At 59.6% G+C, this 26,092-nt stretch carries 24 protein-coding genes; 10 read left to right on the plus strand and 14 right to left on the minus strand.

Annotated elements, in window-relative coordinates; genetic code table 11:
* Positions 1–9: 9 nt before the first annotated feature.
* The 7 genes from GOW98_RS17220 to GOW98_RS17250 form a co-directional block, all read right to left on the minus strand.
* On the minus strand, positions 10–795 hold the full coding sequence (locus GOW98_RS17220; protein ID WP_170334247.1) for an ion transporter: 786 nt from the start codon (positions 793–795) through the stop codon (positions 10–12).
* A 20-nt stretch (positions 796–815) separates the two neighbouring features.
* Complete coding sequence (locus tag GOW98_RS17225; protein ID WP_170334249.1) at positions 816–2,045, minus strand: class I SAM-dependent RNA methyltransferase; 1,230 nt, start codon at positions 2,043–2,045, stop codon at positions 816–818.
* 48 nt (positions 2,046–2,093) lie between these two features.
* Positions 2,094–3,926: an ABC transporter ATP-binding protein gene (locus GOW98_RS17230; RefSeq protein ID WP_170334251.1), complete on the minus strand. Its 1,833-nt coding sequence runs from the start codon at positions 3,924–3,926 to the stop codon at positions 2,094–2,096.
* Positions 3,923–5,761 carry an ABC transporter ATP-binding protein gene (locus GOW98_RS17235; RefSeq protein WP_170334253.1) on the minus strand — a complete coding sequence of 613 codons (1,839 nt, stop codon included), beginning with the start codon at positions 5,759–5,761 and terminating at the stop codon, positions 3,923–3,925. Before GOW98_RS17235 ends, GOW98_RS17230 begins: the two co-directional genes overlap by 4 nt.
* 198 nt (positions 5,762–5,959) lie before the next feature.
* Entirely contained in the window at positions 5,960–7,114 is a 1,155-nt protein-coding gene (locus GOW98_RS17240) for a CCA tRNA nucleotidyltransferase (protein ID WP_170334255.1), read from the minus strand.
* Positions 7,111–7,716, minus strand: a complete 606-nt coding sequence (locus GOW98_RS17245) for a CoA pyrophosphatase (protein WP_170334257.1) — start codon at positions 7,714–7,716, stop codon at positions 7,111–7,113. Before GOW98_RS17245 ends, GOW98_RS17240 begins: the two co-directional genes overlap by 4 nt.
* Positions 7,700–8,677 (minus strand): Hsp33 family molecular chaperone HslO, encoded by a 978-nt coding sequence (locus tag GOW98_RS17250; protein ID WP_170334259.1) that lies wholly within the window; start codon positions 8,675–8,677, stop codon positions 7,700–7,702. Before GOW98_RS17250 ends, GOW98_RS17245 begins: the two co-directional genes overlap by 17 nt.
* A gap of 76 nt (positions 8,678–8,753) precedes the next feature.
* Here GOW98_RS17250 and GOW98_RS17255 point away from each other — a divergent pair, with 76 nt between their 5' ends.
* Positions 8,754–9,197, plus strand: a complete 444-nt coding sequence (locus GOW98_RS17255; RefSeq protein ID WP_170334261.1) for an NUDIX hydrolase — start codon at positions 8,754–8,756, stop codon at positions 9,195–9,197.
* Here the strand turns inward: GOW98_RS17255 and GOW98_RS17260 are convergent.
* Entirely contained in the window at positions 9,194–10,465 is a 1,272-nt protein-coding gene (locus GOW98_RS17260) for a PP2C family protein-serine/threonine phosphatase (protein WP_367646862.1), read from the minus strand. The two genes, GOW98_RS17255 and GOW98_RS17260, sit on opposite strands and share 4 nt — an antisense overlap.
* 156 nt (positions 10,466–10,621) lie before the next feature.
* Between GOW98_RS17260 and GOW98_RS17265 the strand changes: the two genes are divergently transcribed.
* Positions 10,622–10,951 (plus strand): Hpt domain-containing protein, encoded by a 330-nt coding sequence (locus tag GOW98_RS17265; RefSeq protein ID WP_170334265.1) that lies wholly within the window; start codon positions 10,622–10,624, stop codon positions 10,949–10,951.
* On the opposite strand, the gene ilvA is transcribed toward GOW98_RS17265, so the two are convergent.
* Positions 10,948–12,174 (minus strand): threonine ammonia-lyase IlvA, encoded by a 1,227-nt coding sequence (gene ilvA, locus GOW98_RS17270; RefSeq protein ID WP_170334268.1) that lies wholly within the window; start codon positions 12,172–12,174, stop codon positions 10,948–10,950. The two genes, GOW98_RS17265 and ilvA, sit on opposite strands and share 4 nt — an antisense overlap.
* 58 nt (positions 12,175–12,232) lie before the next feature.
* The gene (locus tag GOW98_RS17275; RefSeq protein WP_170334270.1) at positions 12,233–13,000 is read right to left on the minus strand and encodes a hypothetical protein; all 768 of its coding nucleotides are present in this window, start codon (positions 12,998–13,000) and stop codon (positions 12,233–12,235) included.
* A 141-nt stretch (positions 13,001–13,141) separates the two neighbouring features.
* Here GOW98_RS17275 and GOW98_RS17280 point away from each other — a divergent pair, with 141 nt between their 5' ends.
* The 4 genes from GOW98_RS17280 (at position 13,142) to msrA (ending at position 15,934) form a co-directional block, all read left to right on the plus strand.
* The gene (locus tag GOW98_RS17280; protein WP_170334272.1) at positions 13,142–14,368 is read left to right on the plus strand and encodes an argininosuccinate synthase; all 1,227 of its coding nucleotides are present in this window, start codon (positions 13,142–13,144) and stop codon (positions 14,366–14,368) included.
* A gap of 32 nt (positions 14,369–14,400) precedes the next feature.
* Positions 14,401–14,805 carry a DUF1810 domain-containing protein gene (locus GOW98_RS17285; protein WP_170334502.1) on the plus strand — a complete coding sequence of 135 codons (405 nt, stop codon included), beginning with the start codon at positions 14,401–14,403 and terminating at the stop codon, positions 14,803–14,805.
* Positions 14,806–14,884: 79 nt separating this feature from the next.
* Entirely contained in the window at positions 14,885–15,166 is a 282-nt protein-coding gene (locus GOW98_RS17290) for an SCP2 sterol-binding domain-containing protein (RefSeq protein ID WP_170334274.1), read from the plus strand.
* Between the two features lie 96 nt (positions 15,167–15,262).
* On the plus strand, positions 15,263–15,934 hold the full coding sequence (msrA, locus tag GOW98_RS17295) for a peptide-methionine (S)-S-oxide reductase MsrA (RefSeq protein ID WP_170334276.1): 672 nt from the start codon (positions 15,263–15,265) through the stop codon (positions 15,932–15,934).
* Here msrA and GOW98_RS17300 read toward each other — a convergent pair.
* Both GOW98_RS17300 and GOW98_RS17305 read right to left on the minus strand, forming a co-directional pair.
* The gene (locus tag GOW98_RS17300; RefSeq protein WP_170334278.1) at positions 15,931–16,800 is read right to left on the minus strand and encodes a ribokinase; all 870 of its coding nucleotides are present in this window, start codon (positions 16,798–16,800) and stop codon (positions 15,931–15,933) included. The two genes, msrA and GOW98_RS17300, sit on opposite strands and share 4 nt — an antisense overlap.
* Entirely contained in the window at positions 16,797–19,061 is a 2,265-nt protein-coding gene (locus GOW98_RS17305; protein ID WP_170334281.1) for an NADP-dependent malic enzyme, read from the minus strand. Before GOW98_RS17305 ends, GOW98_RS17300 begins: the two co-directional genes overlap by 4 nt.
* Positions 19,062–19,222: 161 nt before the next feature.
* On the opposite strand from GOW98_RS17305, the gene mutS reads away from it, so the two are divergent.
* Positions 19,223–21,838, plus strand: coding sequence for a DNA mismatch repair protein MutS (gene mutS / locus GOW98_RS17310; RefSeq protein WP_170334504.1), 2,616 nt, complete (start codon positions 19,223–19,225; stop codon positions 21,836–21,838).
* A gap of 31 nt (positions 21,839–21,869) precedes the next feature.
* Here the strand turns inward: mutS and GOW98_RS17315 are convergent, their stop codons facing one another.
* Both GOW98_RS17315 and hrcA read right to left on the minus strand, forming a co-directional pair.
* A complete protein-coding gene (locus GOW98_RS17315; protein ID WP_170334283.1) occupies positions 21,870–22,433 on the minus strand; it encodes a nucleotide exchange factor GrpE in 564 nt (187 codons plus the stop codon).
* Positions 22,434–22,443: 10 nt separating this feature from the next.
* Positions 22,444–23,508, minus strand: a complete 1,065-nt coding sequence (gene hrcA, locus GOW98_RS17320; RefSeq protein WP_170334285.1) for a heat-inducible transcriptional repressor HrcA — start codon at positions 23,506–23,508, stop codon at positions 22,444–22,446.
* 112 nt (positions 23,509–23,620) lie between these two features.
* On the opposite strand from hrcA, the gene rph reads away from it, so the two are divergent.
* Genes rph through hemW form a run of 3 tightly spaced genes read left to right on the plus strand, consistent with a single transcriptional unit; the run spans position 23,621 to position 26,089 of the window.
* Positions 23,621–24,334 (plus strand): ribonuclease PH, encoded by a 714-nt coding sequence (gene rph, locus GOW98_RS17325; protein ID WP_170334286.1) that lies wholly within the window; start codon positions 23,621–23,623, stop codon positions 24,332–24,334.
* A complete protein-coding gene (rdgB, locus tag GOW98_RS17330; RefSeq protein WP_170334289.1) occupies positions 24,331–24,945 on the plus strand; it encodes an RdgB/HAM1 family non-canonical purine NTP pyrophosphatase in 615 nt (204 codons plus the stop codon). Before rph ends, rdgB begins: the two co-directional genes overlap by 4 nt.
* Positions 24,935–26,089, plus strand: a complete 1,155-nt coding sequence (hemW, locus tag GOW98_RS17335) for a radical SAM family heme chaperone HemW (RefSeq protein WP_170334291.1) — start codon at positions 24,935–24,937, stop codon at positions 26,087–26,089. Before rdgB ends, hemW begins: the two co-directional genes overlap by 11 nt.
* Positions 26,090–26,092: the final 3 nt, after the last annotated feature.

Genomic DNA, 26,092 nt, shown 5'->3' on the forward strand with positions numbered 1-26,092 from the left:
AAACTGAAATCACTTTTTGCTGTTTGATTGCTCAGTCAGGCGACGTTCGATGCTTTCCAGTCGCTCCAGCACCTCATCACGATAAGCGTCGGTTTTTACTTCGTCCTCTGCATGGTGCGCATCCTGCATCGAGTTCACAATCAAACCGACCAACAGGTTCACCACTGCGAATGTGGTGACCATGATGAAGGGCACGAAGAACAACCAGGCGTAGGGGTACACCTCCATCACCGGACGCACGATTCCCATGGACCAGCTTTCCAGCGTCATGATCTGGAACAGCGTATAGGCCGACAGGCCCAGATCGCCGAACCAATCGGGGAAAGAGGTCGAAAACAGCTTGGTCGAGATCACGGCGCCAATATAGAACAAGATCGCCATCAGCAGGAACACGCTGGCCATGCCCGGCAAGGCCGAAATGAACCCCTCGACCACCCGGCGCAGGCGCGGCGCGACCGAGATGACGCGCAGAACCCGCAGAATACGCAGCGCCCGCAGGACCGACAGACCACCTGCACTGGGGACCAAGGCGATTCCGACGACGATGAAGTCGAAGACGTTCCAACCGTTTGTGAAGAATCGCCGCCCGGTCGCTATCAATTTCATCGTGATCTCAGCCACGAAGATTGTCAGACAGATACTGTCCAGCGTCACGATCAGAGGGCCTGCGGCCTCCATCAGGGTGGGCGAAGTCTCCATCCCCAGAAGGATGGCGTTGAAAATGATGACCCCCGTGATGAACCGGCCAAAAGTGGGATTTTCAATGATGCCCAGCAGGCGTTGATTGAATCCCATTGTGACTTTCTCCTGTGTGCTCATGCTGCAGACCCCAAGACAAACCGCGCGGCGAGTTCGGTGTGTGATGACCACCGAAATTGGTCCACCACCTGCACCCATTCAAGGGTGTAGCCAGTGTTAGCCAGCGTTTTTGCATCCCGCGCAAAGGTGACCGGGTTGCATGAGACATAGGCCATCACCGGGCGCTGCGCCTGCGCCAGTTCGGCCACCTGCGCCTCGGCCCCTGCGCGGGGCGGGTCGATGACGACAGCGTCAAACGGTTTCAGTTCATCAGGCATCAGCGGGCGGCGGAAGAGATCGCGCGCCTCGGTTGTGACGCGTTTCAAACCCTGCGCGCGACGCCAGCCCTGATCCAAAGCGTCGGTCATCGCGGCCTCACCTTCAACCGCGTGAACCTCGGCGGTTTCGGCAAGAGGCAATGAGAACGTACCGCTGCCCGCAAACAGGTCAACAACACGCTTTGCACCCCGCGTGGCCTGCAGAACCGCCTGTAATAGAGCCTGTTCTCCATCTTTCGTCGCCTGCAGAAACGCGCCCGGCGGCGGCACAACCCCGGCCAAGCCGAACCGCTGCACCGGAGGCTGGCGCATGGCGATCACCTCACCATCCCAACTGAGCCTCGCCAGACCATGTTTCTCGGTCGCTTGCGCCAGGGCTAACTCCAGCGGGCCGTCCAACGGCTTGCCGCCCTCGACGGCCACGTCCAGCCCACCTTCGGAAAGGGTCAGCGTCACCGCCAGCACGCCCTTGCGGCTGCCACCCAGAACAGCCAGCGCTTCGGCCACCGGAATGGCGGCGATCAGGGCCGGGTCCAGCAAATGACAGTCGGGAATTTCAGTGATCGTGTCGGACGCTCGCCCATGAAACCCGGCCAGCGTGCCCTTTTTTGTCCGCCGCACCGCAATAGTCGCCCGGCGTCGTGATCGCTCGGGCGAGGTGTGAATTGGCCGCATCGGGGCATCGAGCCCCCGCGCGGCCAGCGCGTTGCGCACCACCGCGACCTTCCAATCGGCCACGAAATCATCTGCGGCATGTTGCAGCTGACACCCACCGCAGGCCTTGTAGTGCCGACACGGTGCCTTGACCCGCTGGTCCGAGGGCACCTCGACCCGAATATCGGTCAGTAACTGGCCAACCAAGGTGCCGCTGACCACCTCACCCGGCAAGGTGCGAGGTGCGTAAACGGGACCATCAGCGATGCCGTCGCCCTGATGGCCCAGGCGGTTTATGGTGAACTGCTGCGTCATGGAGGGCCTGATACCGGGGCTTTGCGCACAACAAAACCCCCGAGAGCGTTATTCCGCCGCTTCTGCCTGAATGAACCCGCCTGACTGACGGTGCCAGAACCGGGCATAGAGCCCGCCCTGCTCCAACAGCGCGCTATGGGTGCCGGTTTCAACGATGCGCCCCTCATCCAACACGATGATCCGATCCATCTCGCTGAGCGTGGACAGCCGGTGCGCAATCGCCAACACAGTCTTGCCCTGCATCACCCGATGCAGCGCCGTTTGAATTGACGCCTCGACCTCGGAATCCAATGCAGAGGTCGCCTCATCCAGCACCAAAATCGGCGCGTCTTTCAGAATGGCGCGGGCCAGAGCAATCCGCTGCCGCTGTCCGCCGCTGAGTTTCACACCGCGCTCACCCAGATGCGCGTCATAGCCCTTGCGACCATGGGCATCCTGCAGGCTGAGAATGAATTCGTGTGCCTCGGCCTTTTTGGCGGCGGCGACCATTTCGTCCTCGGACGCATCGGGACGACCGTAAAGGATGTTCTCACGGGCTGAGCGGTTGAACATCGCAGTTTCCTGCGTGACCATGCCGATCTGGCCGCGCAAACTGTCTTGCGTTACCCCGCTGACACCCTGCCCGTCGATGCGAATGGCGCCTTTTTCCCCGTCATAAAGCCGGAGCAGCAGCGAAACCAAGGTCGATTTCCCCGCCCCCGAAGCACCAACAATGCCAAGCTTTTCGCCCGGATGGACGGTCATGTTTATATCCGAAACACCCCCAACATCGCGGCCATAGGCAAAGCTGACATGGTCGAAATCAATCTGCCCCGTCGTCACTTTCAGCGCGGTGGCGTCCCCCGCATCCTCAACCCGCTCGCGCTTCGCCAGTGTTTTCATACCGTTTTCGATCTCACCCACATTGGCATACAACCCCATGAGCGTGAAACTGACCCAGCCGGTCATCTGCGATACCCGGATCGAGATCGCCCCTGCCGCCACGATATCCCCCGCCGTTGCAATTCCGTTGCGCCACAGCAGTAACGTCACGCCGATCAACAGGACCGGCAGAACGCCGGCCAGCACCATCAGGATAAAGCGGAAGCTGGCAGAGAGCTTACCGAAGGCCAGCATCTTTTCCCGTAAATCGACCATCGAGTTCCGCGCGGCCTGATCCTCGAACGCGGAATGGGCGAACAGCTTGACGGTTTTGATGTTGGTGATCGTATCGACCACCTGCCCCGATACCATCGCCCGCGCCCCGGCCCGTGCCGACGACCGCACGCGGATACGCGGCAGGTACCAGCGGATTAGCAGGAAATAGACCACCAGCCAGCCGGCGAAAGGCAGGATCACCAGCGGATGAATAGACCCTAACAAAAGCAAAGAGCCCGCAAGCGACGCCAATGCAAAGACAATCGCGCTGATCGTTTCGGACACCACCGAGGCCATCGCGTTCGAGGTCTGCATCTGCTTCTGCGCGATCCGCCCCGCGAAATCATCGTCGAAATAGGTGACCGACTGACCCAACGTCCAGCGGTTCAGCTTGGCCAGAACCAAGGGCGGAATGTTGGGCATGACGACATAGTTGTTCGAAAACGCCGAAAACCCGAAAAATACAGGGCGCAACAGCATGAAGAACGCCGCGACGCCAAGGATCGTCCACAGGTTGCTGCCGGTCAGGATGTTCTCGGGCCCGCTCTCGGTCGCCAGATCGATCACCAGACCCAGCATCCAGGCTGTTCCAGCCTCCATCGCGCCCGCCGTTGCCGAGAAAAACGCCGCGACAAAAATCATTGGCCACGCGCCCGACAAGCACCAGCGAATAAACGCCCCCAGCGTTTGCGGCGGGGGCGTTTCGGTATTTCTGAACGGATCGATCAGGTCGGCAACCTTCATTCCGCAGCCTCCGGGTTCAGGAAGCCCCCAGATTGCCGCGCCCAGAACTGGGCGTAAAGGCCACCATGGGCCAACAGCTCGGAATGGCCGCCCTGTTCCACGATCCGGCCGCCATCCATGACCAGAATGCGGTCCATCTGGGCTATGGTGCTTAGCCGGTGGGCGATGGCGATCACGGTTTTACCTTGCATCATGCCGTAGAGGGTCTCCTGAATCGACGCTTCGACCTCGGAATCTAGGGCGGATGTTGCCTCATCCAACAGCAGGATCGGTGCGTCCTTCAGTATCACCCGCGCAAGTGTCACCCGCTGCCGCTGGCCACCGGACAGCTTCACGCCCCGTTCGCCCACATGCGCGTCATAGCCGGTGCGCCCCTGTGGGTCCTGCAGATCAAGGATGAACTCATGCGCCTCGGCCTGTTTGGCGGCGGCGATCATCTGTTCCTCAGTGGCCTCAGGGCGGCCATAGAGGATGTTGTCGCGGACCGAGCGATGCAGCAAAGCGCTGTCCTGCTGCACCATACCAATTTTGCTGCGCAGACTGTCCTGCGTGACGCTTGCGATGTTCTGGTCGTCGATCAGGATCGCCCCCTGTTCCACGTCATAAAACCGCAAAAGCAGCTTAACTAGAGTCGATTTCCCTGCACCTGACCGTCCGATCAGGCCAATTTTCTCCCCCGGATGGATTGTCAGGTTGATGTGATCCAGACCGCCGGTCTTGCGCCCGTAATGGTGCGACAGATCGCGGATATCGATCTGGCCTTTGGTCAGATGCAACGGTTTGGCCGCAGGCTTGTCCAACAGGTCGATGGGCTGGGCAATGGTCTCCATCCCCTCGGCCACGACACCAAGCTGGCGGAAGAAGCTGGTCAACGCCCACATGATCCACCCGGTCATTGCGTTCAGCCGCAGCGTGAGCGCGGTTGCCGCTGCGACCACACCGACCGAGGCACTGCCCTGCATCCACAGGGCAATGGCCCAACCGACAACGCCGACGATCAGCAAACCGTTCAGCGTGACCAGAACCGCGTCCATGATGGTGAAGATCCGCATCTCGATCTGGAAGGTGCGGCGGGTTTCCTCGATGGCTTCGCGGGCATAATCCAGCTCTTGCTCGTCATGGGCGAACATCTTGACCGAATGGATGTTGGTGTAGCTGTCCACCACTCGACCCGTGACGGCAGAGCGCGCGTCCGAGGCTGCCTGTGACGCCGGTCCCACCCGGGCCACCGTCCAGCGCACCAACAAACCGTAAAGAACCAACCAGATCAGCAGTGGCAACAACAGGCGCGGATCAGCCGCCATCAACAGGATCGCCGCCCCGATCAGGTAGGCGATCGAAAAGGAAATGGCGTCAAACACCTGAAACACCGCTTCACCCGCGGCGGGCGGCGTTTGCATGATCCGGTTGGCGATACGACCGGCAAAGTCATTTTCAAACCAGCCCACCGATTGCCGCAACACGTGTTTATGCGCGCGCCAGCGGATCAAAGTGCCAAAGTTCGGCAGGATCGTGTTGTTCAGCAGCAGCACATCGACCACATGCAGCATCGGGCGCAGCAGCAGCACAAACACCGCCATCAGGATCAGTTCGGTGCCGTGGGCTTGCCAAACCTCTGCAGGCGGCCCGGACAACAGGTCAACAACGCGACCCATATAGTAGATCAACCCGATCTCAACAGCGGCAACAATAACCGAGATCAGCGCGGCCCAGAAGAACACCTGCTTAAACGGTTGGGAATAGTCCAGCATGAAAGGCCACAGCCGCGTGGGCGGCGTGTCGGTTTCTTCATAGGCAACAAAAGGGTCAACGAGGTTTTCGAAATAGCGAAACATGGAGGGTGCTCCGATTGAGCAGGAAATTCAGGACGTGCGAAAAAAGATGGCGCCAGAACACCACCCTTACGGGTCAAAGTGTTCCGGCTTTAGCCGAACCAGATCCCGTAGTACATTCGCATGCCTCCCTCCAAATCAGGTAACACGCGAAAGTAACCACAATATTTTTTGTTTGTCATCCCCTTTTGAGACTTCGTCTCAGCCGCCTAGGAGATCTTCGCGGGTCAGGGAAAAGCCAGAGGCGATCCAGCGGGCTTCAAGCTCGGCCAGTTTTTTGCCCAGCGCAGGGCCTGTGAAACCGGGGATTAAATCGGTGGCCTGAACCGGAAAATCTGCGGCGGCGCCCTTGCGCAAATCCAGACGCATGTTTTCGGACCAGGGTTGTTCCAGAAAGGAACAGCGCAGCAGGGTTTCGTGCATCCCGCCTTCTTCGCCATAGCGGAAACCCAGTTCGGCAATACTGGCGGTGCCGGATGCCTCATCCCGCATCCGGGTCAACCGTTGCAGCTGTGCCTTGCTCAGGCGTAAGGTTTTAGCGATCTCGGGCGTGGCAATGGCGGCCAGACGGCGGATCGGTTCGGGCGCGGCCCCGGCCTGTTGCTCCAAAGAGACCAGAGGCGCCAGCGACCGATCATCGGCCCCCGGAAGTAACTGCGCCAGAACACCAGCTTGACGCATGGCAGCGACCGAGGGCGCGGGATCGGGTGCGCCCAGCAGCTTCAACAGCTCGGCCCCAACCCGTTCGCGGGACAAACTGGCCAACCCGTCCAGATTGGCGGCAATCGCCGCCAGCGCGTCCGGGTCAAACCCGGCCTCGGCATCGCCATACCAGGCGTGAAAGCGGAAATAGCGCAGCGAGCGCAAGTAATCCTCGCGAATACGGTTTTCGGCGGTGCCGATGAACCGCACCCGCCGCGCCTGCAGGTCGGGCAGACCGCTCAGCGGGTCCAATACGGTGCCGTCAGGCCGGGCATAGATCGCGTTCATGGTGAAATCGCGACGCGCGGCATCCTCTTCCACCTTGTCGGAAAAGGCCACCACAGCCCGGCGGCCATCGGTTTTCACATCACGGCGAAAAGTGGTGATCTCATGCGGGGCACCGCCGCTAACCACGGTAATGGTGCCATGGTCGATCCCGGTGGGAATAGCCTTGAGGCCCGCCGCCTGCGCCAGCTCCATCACCCGCTCAGGATGCGCGTCAGTGGCAATGTCGATATCCGAGACCGGCGCGCCCAGCAGCGCGTTTCGCACGCAGCCGCCCACAAACAGCGCCTGCGCCCCGGCTCCGTTCAGGGTCGCGCAAACCTTTTGTGTAGCCGGATCAGAAACCCAGCCTTCCGAAATTTGCGTCATTCACTCACCCGCGCTGCCAATCCCCGCAACATCCGGGCCGTCGCGCCCCAGATGTAATAAGGACCGAACGGCACTGCGTAATAGTATCTTTTGTGACCCCGCCAGCGGCGCGATTCAACGATATAATTCGCAGCGTTGAGCACATGTTCAAGCGGAACCGAGAACACCTCGTCGACTTCACCCGGCTCGGGGATCGGTTGAAACGGAGTGCGCAGGATCGCCACAACCGGCGTCACGGTGAACGAGGTGACAGTCTCATGCGTCGGCAGATGCCCCAGAATCTCGGGCAAGTTGGGCGGCAGGCCAATCTCTTCCTGCGCCTCGCGCAGGGCGGCGGCGGTGACGTCCGCGTCACCCTCGTCCTGCTTGCCGCCAGGAAATGCGATCTGGCCTGGATGGTGTTTCAGCGCCGACGACCGTTTGGTCAGAATCAGCCGCGGCTTGCCGGTTGCAACCGAGATCGGCACCAGAACGCCAGCGGGGCGTAGCTTGCGGCCCTCGGGCAGAACGGTTTCGGGGTTCAGGTCGAAATCGCTGGACCCATGACCGGGGCGGCTGAGCGCCGCCCGCAGTTGCTCGGTTGGATCAGGAGTCGTCCGCATCAAAGCCGACCGAGCCCGGTTCCAGCACGTAGTGGGCGCCGCAGAACTGGCAATCGGCAGTTACCGTGCCCTCGGGCGTGGTCATCTTTTCGATGTCCTTGGCCGAGTAGATTGACAGGCTTTGACGCACACGCTCCTCGGAACAAGTGCAGCCGAACTGCACCGGCTGTGCGTCATAGACCCGCGGTTGTTCCTCGTGAAACAGCCGGACCAGCAGATCGGTGGGCGCCACCGACGGCCCGATCAGTTCCAGATCCTCGACCGTATCCAGCAGGATGTTGACGCGGCCCCAGTTTTCACCCTCTTCACCATCCACCAGATCTTCTGCGGTCAGGATCTGGCCCTCACCCTCGCTGCTAGCCACAAAGGGCGAGGCTTTCGGCATGTGCTGCAACATGACCCCACCGGCGCGCCAATGTTCGCCAACGCCCGGCTCGGTCGATTTTCCGAAGCTTAGCGAGAACCGGGTCGGCAGCTGTTCGGATTGCGCAAAATATGCCTCGGCACACGCGCTGATCGACCCACCGGCCAGCGGCGTAATTCCCTGATACGGCTGCGAGCCCTTACCCTGATCGATCATGATAGCGAAATAGCCCTCACCCACCTGATCGAACGGCGCGCCGTCAGTCAGGCGGTCACGGTCAAAGCTGGCATAGGCGCGGATGCGGGCCGGCTCGCCCTCTTGCTTGGGGGCATAATAGTCGGTCGCGATCATACGCACCGGGCCTTTGGACTGAACCTGCAACGACAGCTTCCAGCGCAGCGAAATGGTCTGGCCGATCAGTGCGGTCAGCAGGGCCATCTCGGCCACCAAGGCCTCGACCTTTTCCGGATAGTCATGCTGCTTCAGGATGCCGTCGAGCACGCCATCCAGACGGGCCACGCGGCCGCGCATATCCGATACATCAAGTTGAAAGGGCAGGACAGTATCGTCCCACGCGATTTTCGTTCCAAGAGACATGGGGTTTCCTTACACGCCACAGGTTGGCATACCGCCAGCATATAGGTCGAACAATTCGGGTTGTAAGGGGCCATACATGATCAGACGGTTCGGTGAAACCCCGCAAGCGGGGCAGAAATACATCAGGCGTATGGGTGTTTATGCATTATTGCCACGTGGCCGACACCTTTTGCTGACCTGCCAGATGGAGCCCGGCCCCGATCTGCAACTGCCCGGCGGCGGGATCGACCCGGGCGAATCACCCGTCACCGCCCTGCACCGCGAAGTGTTTGAGGAAACCGGCTGGCTTGTGGCTGCGCCGCGCCGCGTCGGCGCGTTCCGGCGGTTCACCTTCATGCCGGAATACGATCTGTGGGCCGAGAAGGTCTGCCTGATCTATCGCGCCCGCCCCGTGCGCCGCGTCGGCCCGCCGACCGAACCATTTCACGAGGCGCTGTGGATGGATACCGCAGATGCCTGTCAGATGTTGGGTAATGCCGGTGACCGCCACTTTGCCAACCAGCATCTGAACGGGCTTTAAGGCCCGTTATATTCGAAGAATACCGCTGACACGTCGTCATCCATGCCGCTGCCGGGGGCCACGGCCTGTGTCAGGCGCCAGAACATGTCGTCCAGAAACTCGGTTCCGCTGCGGCCAGGGGCGCAGTCCAAGGCCATCTGGCGCAGGCCCTCTTCTTCCAACAATCCACCCCCCTCAAGGCCGCACTCGGTAAAACCGTCCGAATACAGCAGCAGCTTGTCGCCGGGGTGCAGATAGGTTTCGGTCTGCTGGAACGAAACATCCGACAGCAACCCGATGGGCAAGCCGCCTTCGCCCAGGAACTCAGTCCTGCCGTCATAGCGCAGAACAAGCGGGTGCGGGTGCCCGGCCTGCACCATTTTCAGATGCCCGTTGCGGAGATCGATGATCGCGTAGACCATGGTGAAATACTCTTCGACCCCGGCATCCGCCATCAGGCGGGAATTGAGCATCTCGGCCACCTGCTCTGGCGGCAGCAGCGCGTAGAACTTATCGAACCGCTTTTCCATCGCCACGTTCTGTTCGAAATGCTTGCTGGACAGATAGCCGCCCAACCGCGCCGTCATCATTGCCGAGGTGATGCCATGGCCCGACACATCGATGCTGTAGAACCCCAGCCGGTTGACCCCGGGCGAGAACATCCCCACCAGATCACCACCAATATGGCCGCAGGGTTTCAGCAACATGCTGACCCGCGACTTGCCAAATTCACGCGTCAGTTCCGGAACCAGCGAGTCCTGAATTTTCCGGGCCTGCATCAGATCCTTGTCGATGGCGTCATGGGCCACGCGCAGCTCTTTCAGCGCAGTTTCGATCATGCGGTTTTTCTCGGACAGCTCGCGCTGCATGTCCAGGATACGCGCCCCGGCCGAAATGCGCGCGCGCAGTTCATCGGCCTCAAGCGGTTTGATCAGAAAGTCATCGGCCCCGGCATCCAGCCCCTTTGCCACCTCCTGCTTTTCGCTTTTTGAGGTCAGCAGGATGAAATAGCTATACTGTTCGCTATCCAACGCCCGGAAGGTACGGCAAAACTCAAGCCCGCTCATCCCCGGCATGACCCAGTCGCTGACCACCAAATCCGGCGGGTTGGTCTGGCACATCTCGATCGCGGCGTCACCGCTGTCGGCCTCAAGCACCTCAAAGCCCCATTTTTTCAGCGAAGCCACCAGAATCCGCCGTTGCAGGCGGCTGTCATCAACGACAAGCACCTTTTGGATCGCGCCAAAATCCAGCTCTGTCCTGGCCTCTGCCTGACTGCCTTCTGTCACTTGCACCCTCTGCACTGCGACCATACCTGAACGCACCGACCCTAGCGCGCGGCGGTTTAACATCCCGTGAAGGCGTTCTGATTGCGTAGTTTAACCCCATCTTTACCGGCCTTGGGATACGCAGATCATGTCGCGATAAGTGTGGAGGCGCCGAACATGATCGACTGGTCCAGGGTCAGACAACTGCGGGATGAGGTAGGCGCAGATGAGTTTGACGAGGTGGTGCAGATCTTTCTGGACGAGGTGCAGGAAACCATCGAACGAGTGCACCGGGACGCAAACCGTGCCGAGTTCGAACAGAACATGCATTTCCTCAAAGGCAGCGCGCTGAGCCTTGGGTTCAACCGCTTCTCAAGCCTATGTCAGGATGCCGAGCGCAACGCCGCCGCTGGCAAGGCGGCCGAAGTCGATCTGCCAGCGATCCTTAAGATCTTTGACGAGTCCCGCGCCGTGTTCCTGACTGACAAGGCCGCGAACCTGACCTAAATCACGAACTGCGCCAGCGTCTCGTCTTCGGTGATGTCGGTATAGGTGAATCCGGCCTCGTCCAGATGCGCGAACAGGCGGGCAAAGTTCTCGGGCTTGCGGGTTTCGATACCGATCAGGACCGAGCCGAAATTGCGCGCCGATTTCTTCATGTATTCGAACCGGGCGATGTCGTCTTCGGGGCCGAGAATGCCCAGAAACTCCTTCAACGCGCCGGGGCGCTGCGGCAGGCGCAGGATGAAGTATTTCTTGACGCCAGAATAACGCTGCGCCCGCTCTTTGACCTCAGGCAGGCGTTCGAAATCGAAATTGCCGCCAGAGGTGACGCAGACCACGGTCTTGTTTCGGATGAAGCTTTGAATATCGCCCAGCGCCTCGATCGCCAGCGCCCCCGCCGGTTCCAGCACGATGCCTTCGACATTCAGCATCTCTATCATCGTGGTGCAAATGCGGTCTTCGGACAGGACATGCACGTCGGACAGGTGGCGATCTTTAAGCAGCTCAAACGGTTTCGCGCCAATCTTGCCCACCGCCGCACCATCGACGAAATTGTCGATATGATCCAGGGCCACCGGATGCCCCGCCGCCATCGCCGCGTGCAGGCAGGCCCCGCCCTTGGGCTCGACAAATAAGCAATGGGTCCGATCCCCGAACCACGTCGCCACGCCCGAGGACATGCCACCCCCGCCCACCGGCAGGATCACGTGATCGGGCAGACCGCCCAGCTGCGCCTCAATCTCAACCGCCAATGAGGCCTGACCTTCGATCACATCCTCATCGTCGAAGGGAGACAGGAAATGTCCGCCCTGCTGTGCACACCATGCTTGCGCGGCGGCCAGAGTGTCGTCGAAATAGTCGCCGATCAGATGAATCTCGATATTGTCGCCACCAAAGATGCGGGTCTTCTGGATTTTCTGCTGCGGCGTCGTCACCGGCATGAAGATCACACCCTTCACGCCCAGATGCTTGCACATATAGGCCACGCCCTGCGCGTGGTTGCCCGCGCTAGCGCAGACGAACAATTCCTGTCCCTGCTGCTTGCGCATAGCGTTGAACGCACCGCGGATCTTGTAGGACCGCACCGGGCTAAGGTCCTCACGCTTGAGCCAGATATCCGCGCCATAGCGGTCGGACAGATGGGCGTTCCGCTGCAGAGGTGTGGGCGGAAACACAGTACGCATCGCCTGTTCAGCGGCGCGGGCGCGGGTCATGAAATCAGTCATGACCCGTTCAGTGGCCTATCCTGACTAAAAGGGCAAGGAATACATATGTGTACGCGGATCAAGCAAGTTCGCGTTTTTCGATGAAGACGCCATACATTGTGGTGAACAGACTGACATTAATCATCGGCAGAACCAGAATTCCAAAGAACACTGTCAGCAGTATCCCCAACACCGGAATGACAGCCAGCACAGTGAAAATAAGCTGCACAAGTACCTGAAAGAGGAGCGCGACAATAAGAAGGACCAGAATGGACCAGCCCGCACCGGCAGTGCCGGTCCAAGCCGCGCCAAGTTTGATCGGTTTGCCAATCGCTGCAGCCGGCAGAATGATAGCAAGACGATAGAAGCACACGGACAAAAAGATCATGTAGGCGGCAACAAGGACAACCGCTCCGACCGGTGAGCTTTGAAGTAATCCACCGAACAACATCCCACCCGGAATCCAAGCAAGCCCGATCATCAGGCCAAGAAGCAAAGCGCGTCCAAAATACGCAAGAATGCGATCGAAGCGGAACGTTGGGAATATGCCTGTTGGATATTCTTCAAGCAGGATGAACCGGTGCCAGGACACCGCGATCCAGAACATGGTGATAAATATCACTGCAAACAGACCGAAAACGAATAGTAAGACCCCGCCTGTAGAGGTGCCCGGTGGTAAACCGTTTGCGTCTGACTCAAGGGCTTCCAGCGGAATACCTGATACCATGAACAACAAAACGACCAGAACCGTTCCAATCAAAGCGGGACCAAAAGTGATTTGTAGAACTTGTTTGAGGTTCCCAAACACCATCCGCACCGAGTGCACAAAAATCTGCCAACCCAACATCCTAAAACTGCCCTTTCAACCAATCCTTGTTTTCTTTCCGTCCGTTTCACCGCAAATCCCGTGCCGCGTCAACGCAGATAACTTGCCCCCGCTTTCAAAACCCGTTAGGGGCCAAGCGTTCTACGCATAAGGGGAAGTCAGATGTCCGCGCCCAAGAAAGTTGTCCTGGCCTATTCCGGTGGCCTTGATACCTCGATCATCCTGAAATGGTTGCAGACCGAGTATGGCTGTGAGGTCGTCACCTTCACTGCCGATCTGGGTCAGGGTGAGGAACTGGAACCCGCCCGCCAAAAGGCGGAGATGCTGGGGATCAAGCCCGAGAACATCTATATCGAGGACATCCGCGAAGAGTTTGTCCGCGATTTCGTCTTCCCAATGTTCCGCGCCAACGCGCAGTACGAAGGCTTGTACTTGCTGGGCACCTCGATCGCGCGTCCGCTGATTTCGAAACGTCTGGTTGAGATCGCGCAGGAAACCGGTGCCGACGCCGTTGCGCATGGCGCAACCGGCAAAGGCAACGATCAGGTTCGCTTTGAGCTGGCAGCCTATGCGCTGAACCCCGACATCAAGGTTATCGCCCCGTGGCGCGAATGGGATCTGACCAGCCGTACCCGCCTGATCGAATGGGCCGAAGCGCATCAAATTCCGATTGCCAAAGACAAACGCGGCGAGGCGCCTTTCTCGGTCGATGCCAACCTTCTGCACACCTCGTCCGAGGGCAAGGTTCTGGAGGACCCCGCCGATATGGCGCCGGACTATGTCTACCAGCGCACCGTCCACCCCGAGGATGCCCCGAACGAACCCGAATACATCGAGATCGGTTTCGAAAAAGGCGACGCGGTCAGCATCAATGGCGAGGCGATGAGCCCGGCCACCATCCTGACCAAGCTGAACGAATACGGTGGCAAGCATGGCATTGGCCGTCTGGACCTGGTCGAAGGCCGTTTTGTCGGTATGAAATCACGCGGCATCTACGAAACGCCGGGCGGCACCATCCTACTGGAAGCACACCGCGGCATTGAATCCATCACCATGGACCGCGGCGCGATGCATCTGAAAGACCAGTTGATGCCGCAATATGCCGAGCTGATCTATAACGGTTTCTGGTACTCGCCCGAGCGCGAAATGCTGCAAGCCGCGATCGACAAATCGCAAGAACACGTCACCGGTACCGTCCGCGTGAAACTGTATAAAGGTCTGGCCTCAACCGTGGGTCGCTGGTCGGATCACTCGCTGTATTCCGAGGCGCATGTGACGTTTGAGGAAGACGCCGGTGCCTATGATCAGACAGATGCGGCTGGTTTCATCCAACTGAATGCCCTGCGCCTGAAACTTCTGGCCGCGCGAGACAAGCGTTTGTCCAAGTGACCGAAGACGACAACATCGACAACGAGCTCGATATGTTCATCGAAGCGCAGGACACGGTGTGGTCCGATGTCCTGCGCGAACTGGAACAGGGGCAGAAAACCAGCCACTGGATGTGGTTCGTTTTTCCGCAGTTGGCCGAACTTGGCCGCTCTCACATGGCACAGCTATATGGCATCGAGGATCTGGATGAGGCCAAGGCCTATCTGGATCACCCGGACCTCCGTCAGCGCCTGACCAAAGTTGCAGGTCTGATGTTGCGGCACAAAGGGCGCGATGCCAGTGACATTCTGGGCGGGATCGACGCCAAGAAACTGCGATCCTCGATGACGCTGTTTTCGTCCGTTCCCGGGGCCCCGCCAGAGTTTCAGGCTGTGCTTGATGCTTTTTATGCAGGGCAACCCTGTGAGCGGACATTGCAAATCCTGCGGATGCTTTAACCGAAGGGTCCAGTTGGGTCACCCTTGCGCAGGAACGCCCCAAGCCTTTACGCATACGTAAACTGTGAAGGGGGCGGGGATGCTTCAGGACATAGCCGATGGGATTCAACAAGGTTTGAATGGCAAGAGCTTTGAGGGCTCATTGAAATTCGATTGCGGCGAAGCAGGTGTAATTGTTCTGGCCGACAATCAGGCCACCACGCAGGATCGTGACACCGACTGTACCATCAGAATCTCACAGGACAACCTGACCAAACTGCTGACCGGCAAGCTTAACCCGATGACCGGGGTGGCTCTGGGTAAACTCAAGATTTCGGGCAATATGGGCGTTGCGGTGAAGCTGGGGCAGCTTCTGGGCTAAGACGATAAACTCGTCTCACCACCGCGTGACAAACCATGTCAGCGGATTGCGCAGGTTCATAAGTCAGGGCAGCCTGATCCCGAAAGGAGACCTGCCATGACCCGCACCGCTTATCTCGACTTTGTTAAACCGACACTTCTGCTTGCGTTGATCACTCTGGCAGCATTGCTGCGCGCCGCGCCTGCACCCGCCGCCGGAACCGAGACATTGACAGTTGCTGGTGGATGTTTCTGGTGCGTCGAATCTGATTTCGAATCCGTTCCGGGAGTGATCGGTGCAGTGTCCGGCTTTACCGGAGGCAATACCGCCAACCCAACATATGATCAGGTCACCAAAGGCGGCACTGGCCATTACGAAGCCGTCCAAATCACCTTTGACCCGGCCCGCGTTTCCCGTGAAACACTGCTGAACATGTTCTTCCGCTCGGTCGATCCCACCGATTCAGGTGGTCAATTCTGTGATCGGGGAGACAGCTATCGAACGGCGATTTTCGTCTCTAACGCTGGGGAAAAAGCACTTGCACAGCAAGCCAAAGCGGATGCCCAACGCGCTTTGGGGCAAACGGTTGTGACCCCGATCCTGCAACAGGGCGCGTTCTATCCGGCAGAAGCCTATCATCAGGATTACTACAAGGGCACTAAGCTGGTCCTAACCCGCTTTGGTCCCAAGCGTCAGCACAGCGCCTACAAAGCCTATCGCAAAGCCTGCGGACGCGACGCCCGCGTCAAGCAACTTTGGGGCAGCGCTGCTCCGTTCGCCGGATCTTAATCGAACCGCGCCTCGTGCACCTCTTTGAGGTCGGGGATCACATCCGCCGTTCCGTGCCGCGTGACCATCAGGGCCGCGGCACGATTTGCCTGAGCAACCGCCTGCGCCATCGGCATCCCGCGATCCATCCCTGCCAGAACATAGCCGGTGAACGTATCGCCAGCACCCGTCGTATCCACAGCATGTACCTTGTGGGCCGGAAAATCCGAAGCCTCACCGCGATGGTAATACCGCGCGCCTTTTGACCCCAGCGTGACGATCACATGTTCGATCTCCAGATCGGTCACCGGTTGGCCGGTTGCATCGCGTAATTGCTCGGCTTCGACCTCATTCAGGATCAGGAAATCCAGATAAGGCAACACGGCCTGAACCGCCTGGGCCTGAAATGGTGCTGCGGCGTAGCAGACTGTCAGGCCTAGCGCGCGGGCCATCTTTGCGGCCTCGACCTGCAAAGTGGTTTCATTCTGCATAACCAGCAGATCGCCTTGCGAAGCAGAGGACAGCGCCTGCCCCAGCTGATCCGGCCTGATTGCGTGGTTCGAACCCGGAAACAGGATGATATTGTTTTCACCCTGCGCATCCACGGCGATGATGGCGTGGCCGGTGGGCACATCGACCTCAGCGATATGGCGCGTGTCCACGCCGTATTCCGTCAGGCGATCCCGCGCCCAGCGCCCGCCAGGTCCGACGGCCCCGATATGTGCCACCTGCGCCCCTGCCCGTGCAGACGCCACCGACATGTTCGCGCCTTTGCCGCCCAGAAACCGATCCAGTCGATTGGCCGAAAGGGTTTCTCCCGGCCCGGGCAGATGCGGCACGTCATAGATCATGTCCGCATTGATCGAGCCGAGGTTCCAGATCGTCATGGTTTGCCCGAGATATCGCAGGAGGCCAGAATGGCCATGTTCAGAATGTCATTCGCCGTCGAAACAGTCGAACAGATCTGGATCGGCTTGTCGACACCCGATAGGATCGGGCCGATCACGGTGGCACCGCCCATTTCCTGCATCAGCTTGGTCGAAATCGACGCTGAGTGCCGTGCAGGAACGATCAGAATGTTGGCTGGGCCGGTGAGACGCTGGAACGGATAGGCTGCTTGCTGATCCACATTCAACGCCACGTCCACGGTCATCTCACCTTCGTATTCGAAATCAACGCCACGCTGGTCCAGAACAGCGGGCGCACGGTGCATCTTTTCAGCTCGTTCCGAGACCGGATAGCCGAAGGTCGAGAAACTGACGAAGGCCACGCGCGGCTCAAGCCCCATGTGGCGGGCCACGGCGGCGGAACGCTCGGCGATATTGGCCAGATCGTTTTCGTCCGGCCATTCATGCACCAGAGTATCGCCGATAAGAACGATCCGCCCCTTGTGCAGCAGTGCGGTCACACCCGCCGCGCCATGTGCCGCATCGGCGTCAAACACGTGGTTGATCCGATCCAGCACATGCGCCGATTTACGAGTAGCCCCGGTGACCAGACCGTCGCCATGCCCATGCGCCAACATCAGAGACGAGAACACATGCCGATCGCGGGCAGCAAGCCGGTGAATGTCCTTACGGTCAAACCCCTTACGCTGCAGGCGTTTGTAGAGGAAATCGTTATAGGTATCGAGGTGTGTGGTATTGGCGGCATTCACCACCTCCAGCTCGCGCACAGCGTCGCCCAAACCGGCCTCTTCCAGCTTTTGTTTCACATCGTCCTGACGGCCCACAACAAGCGCCTTGCCAAAGCCGGACCGCTGATAGGTCACCGCTGCGCGTAGAACGCGGGGATCGTCGCCCTCGGCAAAGATCATCCGGCTTTGCGCCTGACGCGCACGGGCGTTCAGACCGCGCAGGATGCTTGCTGTCGGATCCATTCGGGATTTGAGACTCAGTTCATAAGCCTCCATATCGATGATCGGACGGCGCGCGGCCCCGGTATCCATCCCGGCCTTAGCAACCGCCGGAGGGATACGGTGGATCAGGCGTGGGTCGAAAGGCGTCGGGATGATGTAGTCACGGCCAAAAGTCAGCGATTTGCCATAGGCCATGGCGACCTCATCAGGCACATCCTCGCGCGCCAGTCGCGCCAGCGCGTGGGCACAGGCGATCTTCATCTCGTCATTGATAGCGCGGGCATGAATATCCAGCGCGCCACGGAACAGGTAGGGGAAGCCCAGAACGTTATTCACCTGGTTCGGATAGTCGCTGCGTCCGGTAGCGACAATGGCATCGACGCGGACTTCATGCGCCTCTTCCGGAGTGATCTCGGGATCGGGGTTTGCCATCGCAAAAATCACCGGGTTGTCGGCCATGCTGGCAACCATATCCTGCGTCACCGCGCCTTTGACCGACACGCCAAGGAACACATCCGCGCCTTTCATGGCATCTTCCAGCGTCCGCAGGTCGGTGGTGATCGCGTGCGCCGATTTCCACTGGTTCATCCCCTCGGTCCGGCCCTGATAGATCACACCCTTGGTGTCACAGACGATGCAGTTCTCGTGCCGCGCGCCCATCGACTTGAGCAGCTCGATACAGGCGATCCCTGCCGCGCCCGCTCCGTTCAGGACGATCTTCACGTCCTCGATCTTTTTGCCCGAAATATGCAGCGCGTTCAGCAGACCCGCCGCACAGATCACCGCCGTGCCGTGCTGGTCGTCGTGGAAGACGGGGATATCCATCTCTTCCTTCAGGCGCTGTTCGATGATGAAACACTCGGGCGCCTTGATGTCTTCCAGATTGATGCCGCCAAAGGTCGGGCCCATCAACCGCACCGCGCGGCAGAATTCGTCCGGGTCTTCGGTGTCCAGCTCGATATCGATCGAGTTCACATCGGCGAACCGTTTGAACAGGACGGATTTCCCCTCCATCACCGGTTTCGAACCCAGCGCACCAAGGTTGCCAAGACCCAGAACTGCCGTCCCGTTCGAGATTACGGCGACCAGATTGCCTTTGTTGGTATAGTCATAGGCGGTCTCGGGCGCTTCGGCGATGGCTTCACATGGAACAGCGACGCCGGGGCTGTAGGCCAGCGACAGATCGCGCTGCGTGGTCATGGGAACTGTGGCCTGCACCTCCCACTTGCCGGGGGTGGGGTCCAGATGAAAGGCCAGCGCTTCTTCTTTGGTGATCTTCGTTTTGGGCATCTTAACGGTCGTTTCCATGACTTCGGGGCTGATGCGTCATAGCGCAGGCTGGGGCGCGCCTCAACGACAATACGTTTTCACCTTTCACAGCAGAGGCCGGGTTTGTAAGGTCGCGCCCGGAATACGCCAGAAGGGGGCCGCTCTTGTCCACAGTCACGCCGATGATGGCGCAATATCTCGAGATCAAAGAGGCCCACGCGGACGCCCTGCTGTTTTACCGCATGGGCGATTTCTACGAGATGTTCTTCGAAGACGCGGTCAACGCAGCCGAGGCGCTGGACATCGCCCTGACCAAGCGCGGCAAGCACAATGGCGAAGATATCCCGATGTGCGGCGTGCCGGTGCATTCGGCCGAGGGGTATCTGCTGACGCTGATCCGTAAAGGGTTCCGCGTCGCCGTTTGCGAACAGATGGAAAGCCCGGCAGAGGCGAAAAAAAGAGGCTCTAAATCGGTGGTTCGGCGCGATGTGGTGCGTCTGGTGACGCCCGGCACGCTGACCGAAGACGCGCTGTTGGAGGCCCGCCGACACAACTTTCTGGCCGCTTATGCCGAGGTTCGGGATGAGGCCGCGCTGGCTTGGGCCGATATCTCAACCGGTGCGTTTCACGTGATGCCTTTGACCTCGGTCCGCCTCAGCCCCGAACTGGCGCGGCTGGCCCCGTCCGAGTTGATCGTGGCCGATGGGGTGCAGGAAAAGCTGGGTGAACCAGTGCGCGATCTGGGGATTTCGCTGACACCTATTGGACGCGCCAGTTTCGACAGCACAGCAGCGGAAAAACGTATCTGCGGTTTGTTTCACGTGGGCGCGCTGGACGCGTTTGGGTCGTTTGGTCGCGCCGAGGTTTCAGCGATGGGCGCGTTGATCGACTATCTTGAGATCACGCAGAAGGGCAAACTGCCCCTGCTGCAAACGCCTTTGAAGGAATCCGAGGATCGCGTGGTGCAAATCGACGCCGCCACGCGACGCAATCTGGAACTGACAAGGTCCCTGTCCGGCGGCCGCGCCGGTTCGTTGCTGTCGGTGGTCGACCGGACCGTGACACCGGGCGGTGCGCGGTTGTTGGAACAACGGCTATCCAGCCCGTCCCGCAATCTGGACGTGATCCATGCGCGGCTGGACGCGGTGAGTTTTGCCGCCGAGGACAGCCTGACCGCTTCGGACCTACGTGAAGCGCTGCGCAAAACTCCCGATCTGGACCGCGCCTTGTCTCGCCTGTCGCTGGACCGCGGCGGTCCTCGTGATCTGGCCGCCATCCGCAACGGGCTGACCCAGGCCGCCGCCATTGCCGGAATTTGTGAAGGTCAGGACCTGCCGGTTCTGCTGGCGACCGCTTTGCAAAACCTTGTCGGGTTTGACGACCTGCTGAACCTTCTGGACGAAGCGCTTGTCGCCGAACCACCCCTTCTTGCGCGCGATGGCGGTTTTATCGCCCCCGGCTTCGACGCTGAACTGGACGAAGCGCGCACCCTGCGCGACGAAGGCCGCTCGTTCATCGCAGGATTTCAGCAGAAATACGCGGAACATACCGGCATCACCTCGTTGAAGATCAAGCACAACAACGTGCTGGGCTACTTCATCGAAACCACGGCCACCCATGCCGAGAAGATGCTGAACCCGCCGTTCTCTGAAACCTATATCCACCGTCAGACCACAGCCAATCAGGTGCGGTTCACGACCGTCGAACTGTCCGAGATCGAAACCCGCATCTTGAACGCGGGAAATCTGGCGCTTGAGATCGAAAAGCGGCTCTATCAAAGGCTTTCTGACGATATTTTAACCCTCGCCGCTCGCCTGAACCAAGCCGCCCGAGGGCTGGCCGAGCTGGATTTGACCACGGCGCTGGCTGATCTAGCACGCGGAGAAAACTGGTGCCGACCGCAAGTCGATACGTCACGCACTTTTGATGTTCAGGGAGGCCGTCATCCGGTCGTGGAGCATGCGCTGCGTCAACAAAATGGCGATGCCTTCATCGCCAATGACTGCGATCTGAGCGCAGATCAAGGCGCCGCGATCTGGCTGCTCACCGGTCCCAACATGGCTGGTAAATCGACCTTTCTGCGGCAGAACGCGCTGATCGCGCTGCTGGCTCAAATGGGCAGCTACGTTCCCGCGGAACAGGCCCATGTCGGCGTGGTCAGCCAGTTGTTCAGCCGCGTCGGCGCCTCTGACGATCTGGCCCGGGGCCGCTCAACCTTTATGGTCGAAATGGTCGAAACCGCCGCCATCCTGAATCAGGCCGACGACCGCGCGCTGGTCATTCTGGACGAAATCGGGCGGGGTACGGCCACCTATGACGGCCTCTCAATCGCCTGGGCCACGCTGGAACACCTTCACGCCGCCAACAAATGCCGCGCGTTGTTCGCCACCCACTACCACGAATTGACCGCGCTGGCCGGTAATCTGGAAGGTGTCGACAACGCCACAGTTGCCGTCAAGGAGTGGGAAGGCGAGGTGATCTTCCTGCACGAGGTCCACAAAGGTGCCGCCGACCGGTCCTATGGTGTTCAGGTCGCGCAGCTGGCTGGCCTGCCCGCTTCGGTCGTTGAACGTGCCCGCGTGGTTTTGGATCAACTGGAGAAAACCGAACGCGAAGGCGGCAAGCAGAAGGCCCTGATCGACGACCTGCCGCTGTTCTCGGCTGCCCCTCCATCACCACCTCCGGCGCCCAAGGCCTCACCTGTCACGGATATGCTGGATGACATCCTGCCGGACGAGTTGACCCCGCGCGAGGCATTGGACCTGATCTACAAACTGAAAGAGGCGGCCAGAACCTGACCGCCTCAACACTTTTCAGTTGTAAAGCTACTTAGCTTGCAGGCGTCGAAGACACGCCAACCTGCGCCGGGCGCAGCAGGCGGTCGTGCAGCATGAAGCCTTCGGCCGAGACCTGAATGATGTCACCGGCACGGGTGCCCGGGACAGGCGCTTCGAACATCGCCTCGTGAATGTTCGGATCAAAACGATCACCAACCTCAGGCGTGATTACCTGAATCCCGTGCTTCTGGAACACGTCTTTCAGCGCGCGCATGGTCAGTTCGACCCCTTCCAGCAGGCCGGCGGCAACCTCTTTCTGCTCATCAGTCGCGGCCTCGAGCGCGCGCTTCATGTTGTCGTAAACAGGCAGCATGTCACGGGCCAGTTTCGACCCACCGTAGTTTTCCGCATCACGACGCGCTTTGTCACCGCGTTTGCGCGCGTTTTCCGCATCTGCCAGCGCGCGCATGAACTTGTCTTTGTAATCGTCGCGCTCGGCGCGCAACTCATCCAGTTCCAGCGCTTCGTCGCTGATTTCAGCAAATTCCTCGGCCAGTTCTTCCGCTTCAGCGGCCATGATATCGTCCAGAAATTCTTCGTTCTTGGGCTCTGCCATCTCTTACCCTCTAGCTCCGGTCGGATATCAGCTTGCCGACCAGTTGCGCCGTATAATCCACGATCGGCACGATCCGTCCATAATTCAGACGCGTGGGTCCGATGACCCCAACCGCACCAATTATCTTTCGATCAGAGTTCATATATGGAGACACCACCAAAGAGGAACCCGAAAGTGAGAAAAGTTTGTTCTCAGAGCCGATAAAAATGCGCACACCCTCACCTTCTTCGGTCAATTCAAGAAATTCGGCGATGTCGCGCTTGCGTTCAAGATCATCAAACAGCGTCCGGATTCGGTCCAGTTCCTCTTCCTGACCGGGTTCATTCAGCAGATTCGCCCGCCCACGCACGATCAGACGGGCCGAGTCGCCGCCGTCCCCGTCCCAGGCCGCCATGCCGCTTTCAACCATAGCACGCGCCAGCACGTCGATCTCTTGCTTGCGCGCGTCGATCTGGGTCTGCATCTGACGGCGCACTTCGCCCAGCGTGCGCCCTTCGATCAGCGCATTCAGGAAATTTGCCGCCTCACGCATCGAGCTGGGCGTCTGCCCGGGGGGCGGTGTGAACAGTCGGTTTTCGACATGACCATCGGCGAACACCAGAACCACCAACGCGCGGTCATGCGCTAACGAGACAAACTCGATATGTTTGATCTCGGATTCATGCTTGGGCGTCAAAACCAGAGACGCCCCATGTGTCACGTGTGACAATGCCGACCCCACCCGGTCCAGCATTCCACCCACATCGCCTGCATTAGAGCCTAAAGTCTCATCCAGCTTTTGCCGATCATCCGCGCCCAGATCACCGACCTCAAGCAGCCCGTCGACAAACATCCGCAGCCCCTGCTGCGTCGGTATCCGCCCCGCGCTGACATGAGGGCTGTCGAGCAGGCCCAGAAATTCCAAGTCCTGCATCACATTGCGCACCGTCGCGGCGCTAACTTTCTCCGACAGGGTTCGGGTCAGGGTGCGGCTACCAACAGGCTCGCCGCTGTCCAGATAACTCTCAACGATCAACCGAAACACTTCGCGCGACCGGTCATTCATCTCGTTCAGAATTTTGCTTGCTTCGCTCATCGGCAACCCTCTGCTGGATTGTCATTAAATCCCAGGCACAAGAAAGGTCAATCGGGGTTGCATCGTAACGCCGCGGGGCGTTATCCCCAAGCCAGCAAACAAAGGAATTTCCATGCGACCCTCAGGACGTAATCTAGACGAAATGCGCGCTGTTTCCATTGAGACAGGTTTCACCAAACATGCCGAAGGGTCCTGCCTGATCAAAATGGGCGATACCCACGTGCTGTGCACCGCCACGATCGAAGATCGCGTGCCGCCCTTTATCAAGGGTTCGGGCCTGGGCTGGGTCACCGCCGAATACGGCATGCTGCCACGCGCCACCAACACCCGGATGCGCCGTGAGGCCGCCAGTGGCAAACAAGGCGGCCGAACCGTGGAAATCCAGCGCCTGATCGGCCGCGCCCTGCGTGCCGGTGTGGATCGGGTTGCGCTTGGTGAGCGTCAGATCACCGTCGATTGTGACGTTATCCAGGCCGATGGCGGCACGCGCTGCGCCTCGATCACCGGTGGTTGGGTCGCCCTGCGTCTGGCAGTGAACAAGCTGATGAAGGCGGGTGACGTGATCTCGGACCCCTTGGTAGACCCGGTCGCTGCCGTGTCTTGCGGTATCTACGCCGGTCAGCCGGTTCTGGACCTCGACTATCCCGAAGACAGCGAAGCAGGCGTGGACGGCAACTTCATCATGACCGGGTCCGGCAAACTGATCGAAGTGCAGATGAGCGCCGAAGGTTCGGTCTTCAGCCGCGCCCAGATGGATCAGCTGATGGATCTGGCCGAAAAAGGTGTTGGTGAACTTGCCACCGCGCAAAAGGCCGCCACCGCATGACACGCAAGTTCGACAGCGACAGGCTGCTGGTGGCCACGCATAACAAGGGCAAGCTTGAGGAAATGGCGCATCTCCTCGAACCCTTTGGCGTGGCGGTTGTTGGTGCCGCAGAGATGAACCTTCCCGAACCGGAAGAGACCGAGGACACTTTCGTCGGCAACGCCCGAATCAAGGCACATGCGGCGGCCAAGGCGACCGGCCTACCTGCCCTGTCGGACGATTCCGGCATCACCATCGATGCGCTGGACGGCGCGCCCGGCGTCTACACGGCAGATTGGGCCGAAACCGGAAATGGCCGCGATTTCCTGATGGCGATGACCCGTGCCCATAATGAGCTTGAGGCGAAAAGCGCTCCGCACCCCCGCACCGCACAGTTCCGCAGCACGCTGGTTTTGGCCTGGCCCGACGGGCATGACGAGGTGTTCGAAGGCATCGCCCCCGGCCATCTGGTCTGGCCGATCCGGGGCGAAGGTGGGTTTGGGTATGACCCGATGTTTGTCCCCGACGGATACGACATTACCTTTGCCGAAATGGATCGCTGGGAAAAGAACAAGATTAGCCATCGCGGCCGCGCGGTGGAGATGTTCGTGAAAGGCTGCTTTGGCGGATGATTGGCGCAACGGGGGCTTTGGCCTGTATGTGCATTGGCCTTTCTGCGAGGCCAAATGCCCCTATTGCGACTTCAACAGCCATGTTTCACGAAATATTTATCAAAAACAATGGCTTAACTCTTATCTAAGTGAACTTCGTCGTTCGGCTGCCGAAACACCCGACCGGGTGTTAAATACGATCTTCTTTGGCGGTGGCACCCCGTCCCTGATGGAGCCCGACACCGTCGCTGCGGTGATTGACGAGGCCCGCGCCCTGTGGCGGCCTGCCAACGACATGGAAATCACGCTCGAAGCCAATCCAGGCTCGGTTGAGGCCGGCCGCTTTGCCGCTTATCGCGACGCTGGCGTGAACCGTATCTCAATGGGCGTGCAAGCCCTGAATGATGAAGACCTGCGCCGTCTCGGCCGCATTCACTCCGTGGCCGAGGCCCGCGCCGCCTTTGACATCGCCCGCAATTGTTTTGACCGGGTCAGTTTCGACCTGATCTACGCCCGCCAACATCAGAAATTGGATACTTGGCGCGCAGAACTGACTGAGGCGCTGTCGATGGCCGTCGATCACCTGTCTCTGTACCAACTGACCATCGAGGACGGCACCGCATTCGGTGATCGCTACGCCATCGGAAAACTGCGGGGCCTGCCCGAGGACGACAGCGCCGCCGACATGTATCTGGCCACGCAAGAGATTTGTGGGGCGCACGGCCTGCCCGCCTATGAAGTTTCAAACCACGCCCGGCCCGGCGCGGAGTCGCAGCACAACCTGATCTATTGGCGCTATGGCGATTATGTCGGCATCGGACCCGGGGCGCATGGTCGTATCACGCTGAACGGTCGGAAACTGGCGACGGAAACCTACCTGTCTCCGAATGCCTGGCTGAAGGCTGTTGAAAACGGATCCGGAGAAAAAGAGCGTGCCGCGCTTTCATCGCAAGATCAGGCAAACGAATACCTTATGATGGGTTTACGGGTTGCCGAAGGGCTAAATATTGATAGGTTTAACGCCTTGTCCAAGCAGCCTTTGCCGCAGAACAGGCTGGCTGATCTGGTCGAACTTGGCATGATTGAGCAGACAGGCGGACGACTGATCGCCACCAAAGACGGGCGCGCGGTACTGAATGCGGTGATCCGGGAATTGTTGGGATAGATG

The sequence above is a fragment of the Ruegeria arenilitoris genome, from assembly GCF_013032445.1.
GTDB lineage: Bacteria > Pseudomonadota > Alphaproteobacteria > Rhodobacterales > Rhodobacteraceae > Ruegeria > Ruegeria arenilitoris_F.

Excerpts from the sequence above, each read along its gene's own strand:
- GOW98_RS17220 (WP_170334247.1), bottom strand. The coding sequence starts at position 795 with ATGGGATTCAATCAACGCCTGCTGGGCATCATTGAAAATCCCACTTTT.
- GOW98_RS17225 (WP_170334249.1), bottom strand. The coding sequence starts at position 2,045 with ATGACGCAGCAGTTCACCATAAACCGCCTGGGCCATCAGGGCGACGGC.
- GOW98_RS17230 (WP_170334251.1), bottom strand. The coding sequence starts at position 3,926 with ATGAAGGTTGCCGACCTGATCGATCCGTTCAGAAATACCGAAACGCCC.
- GOW98_RS17235 (WP_170334253.1), bottom strand. The coding sequence starts at position 5,761 with ATGTTTCGCTATTTCGAAAACCTCGTTGACCCTTTTGTTGCCTATGAA.
- GOW98_RS17240 (WP_170334255.1), bottom strand. The coding sequence starts at position 7,114 with ATGACGCAAATTTCGGAAGGCTGGGTTTCTGATCCGGCTACACAAAAG.
- GOW98_RS17245 (WP_170334257.1), bottom strand. The coding sequence starts at position 7,716 with ATGCGGACGACTCCTGATCCAACCGAGCAACTGCGGGCGGCGCTCAGC.
- GOW98_RS17250 (WP_170334259.1), bottom strand. The coding sequence starts at position 8,677 with ATGTCTCTTGGAACGAAAATCGCGTGGGACGATACTGTCCTGCCCTTT.
- GOW98_RS17255 (WP_170334261.1), top strand. The coding sequence starts at position 8,754 with ATGATCAGACGGTTCGGTGAAACCCCGCAAGCGGGGCAGAAATACATC.
- GOW98_RS17265 (WP_170334265.1), top strand. The coding sequence starts at position 10,622 with ATGATCGACTGGTCCAGGGTCAGACAACTGCGGGATGAGGTAGGCGCA.
- ilvA (WP_170334268.1), bottom strand. The coding sequence starts at position 12,174 with ATGACTGATTTCATGACCCGCGCCCGCGCCGCTGAACAGGCGATGCGT.
- GOW98_RS17275 (WP_170334270.1), bottom strand. The coding sequence starts at position 13,000 with ATGTTGGGTTGGCAGATTTTTGTGCACTCGGTGCGGATGGTGTTTGGG.
- GOW98_RS17280 (WP_170334272.1), top strand. The coding sequence starts at position 13,142 with ATGTCCGCGCCCAAGAAAGTTGTCCTGGCCTATTCCGGTGGCCTTGAT.
- GOW98_RS17285 (WP_170334502.1), top strand. The coding sequence starts at position 14,401 with ATGTTCATCGAAGCGCAGGACACGGTGTGGTCCGATGTCCTGCGCGAA.
- GOW98_RS17290 (WP_170334274.1), top strand. The coding sequence starts at position 14,885 with ATGCTTCAGGACATAGCCGATGGGATTCAACAAGGTTTGAATGGCAAG.
- msrA (WP_170334276.1), top strand. The coding sequence starts at position 15,263 with ATGACCCGCACCGCTTATCTCGACTTTGTTAAACCGACACTTCTGCTT.
- GOW98_RS17300 (WP_170334278.1), bottom strand. The coding sequence starts at position 16,800 with ATGACGATCTGGAACCTCGGCTCGATCAATGCGGACATGATCTATGAC.
- GOW98_RS17305 (WP_170334281.1), bottom strand. The coding sequence starts at position 19,061 with ATGCCCAAAACGAAGATCACCAAAGAAGAAGCGCTGGCCTTTCATCTG.
- mutS (WP_170334504.1), top strand. The coding sequence starts at position 19,223 with ATGATGGCGCAATATCTCGAGATCAAAGAGGCCCACGCGGACGCCCTG.
- GOW98_RS17315 (WP_170334283.1), bottom strand. The coding sequence starts at position 22,433 with ATGGCAGAGCCCAAGAACGAAGAATTTCTGGACGATATCATGGCCGCT.
- hrcA (WP_170334285.1), bottom strand. The coding sequence starts at position 23,508 with ATGAGCGAAGCAAGCAAAATTCTGAACGAGATGAATGACCGGTCGCGC.
- rph (WP_170334286.1), top strand. The coding sequence starts at position 23,621 with ATGCGACCCTCAGGACGTAATCTAGACGAAATGCGCGCTGTTTCCATT.
- rdgB (WP_170334289.1), top strand. The coding sequence starts at position 24,331 with ATGACACGCAAGTTCGACAGCGACAGGCTGCTGGTGGCCACGCATAAC.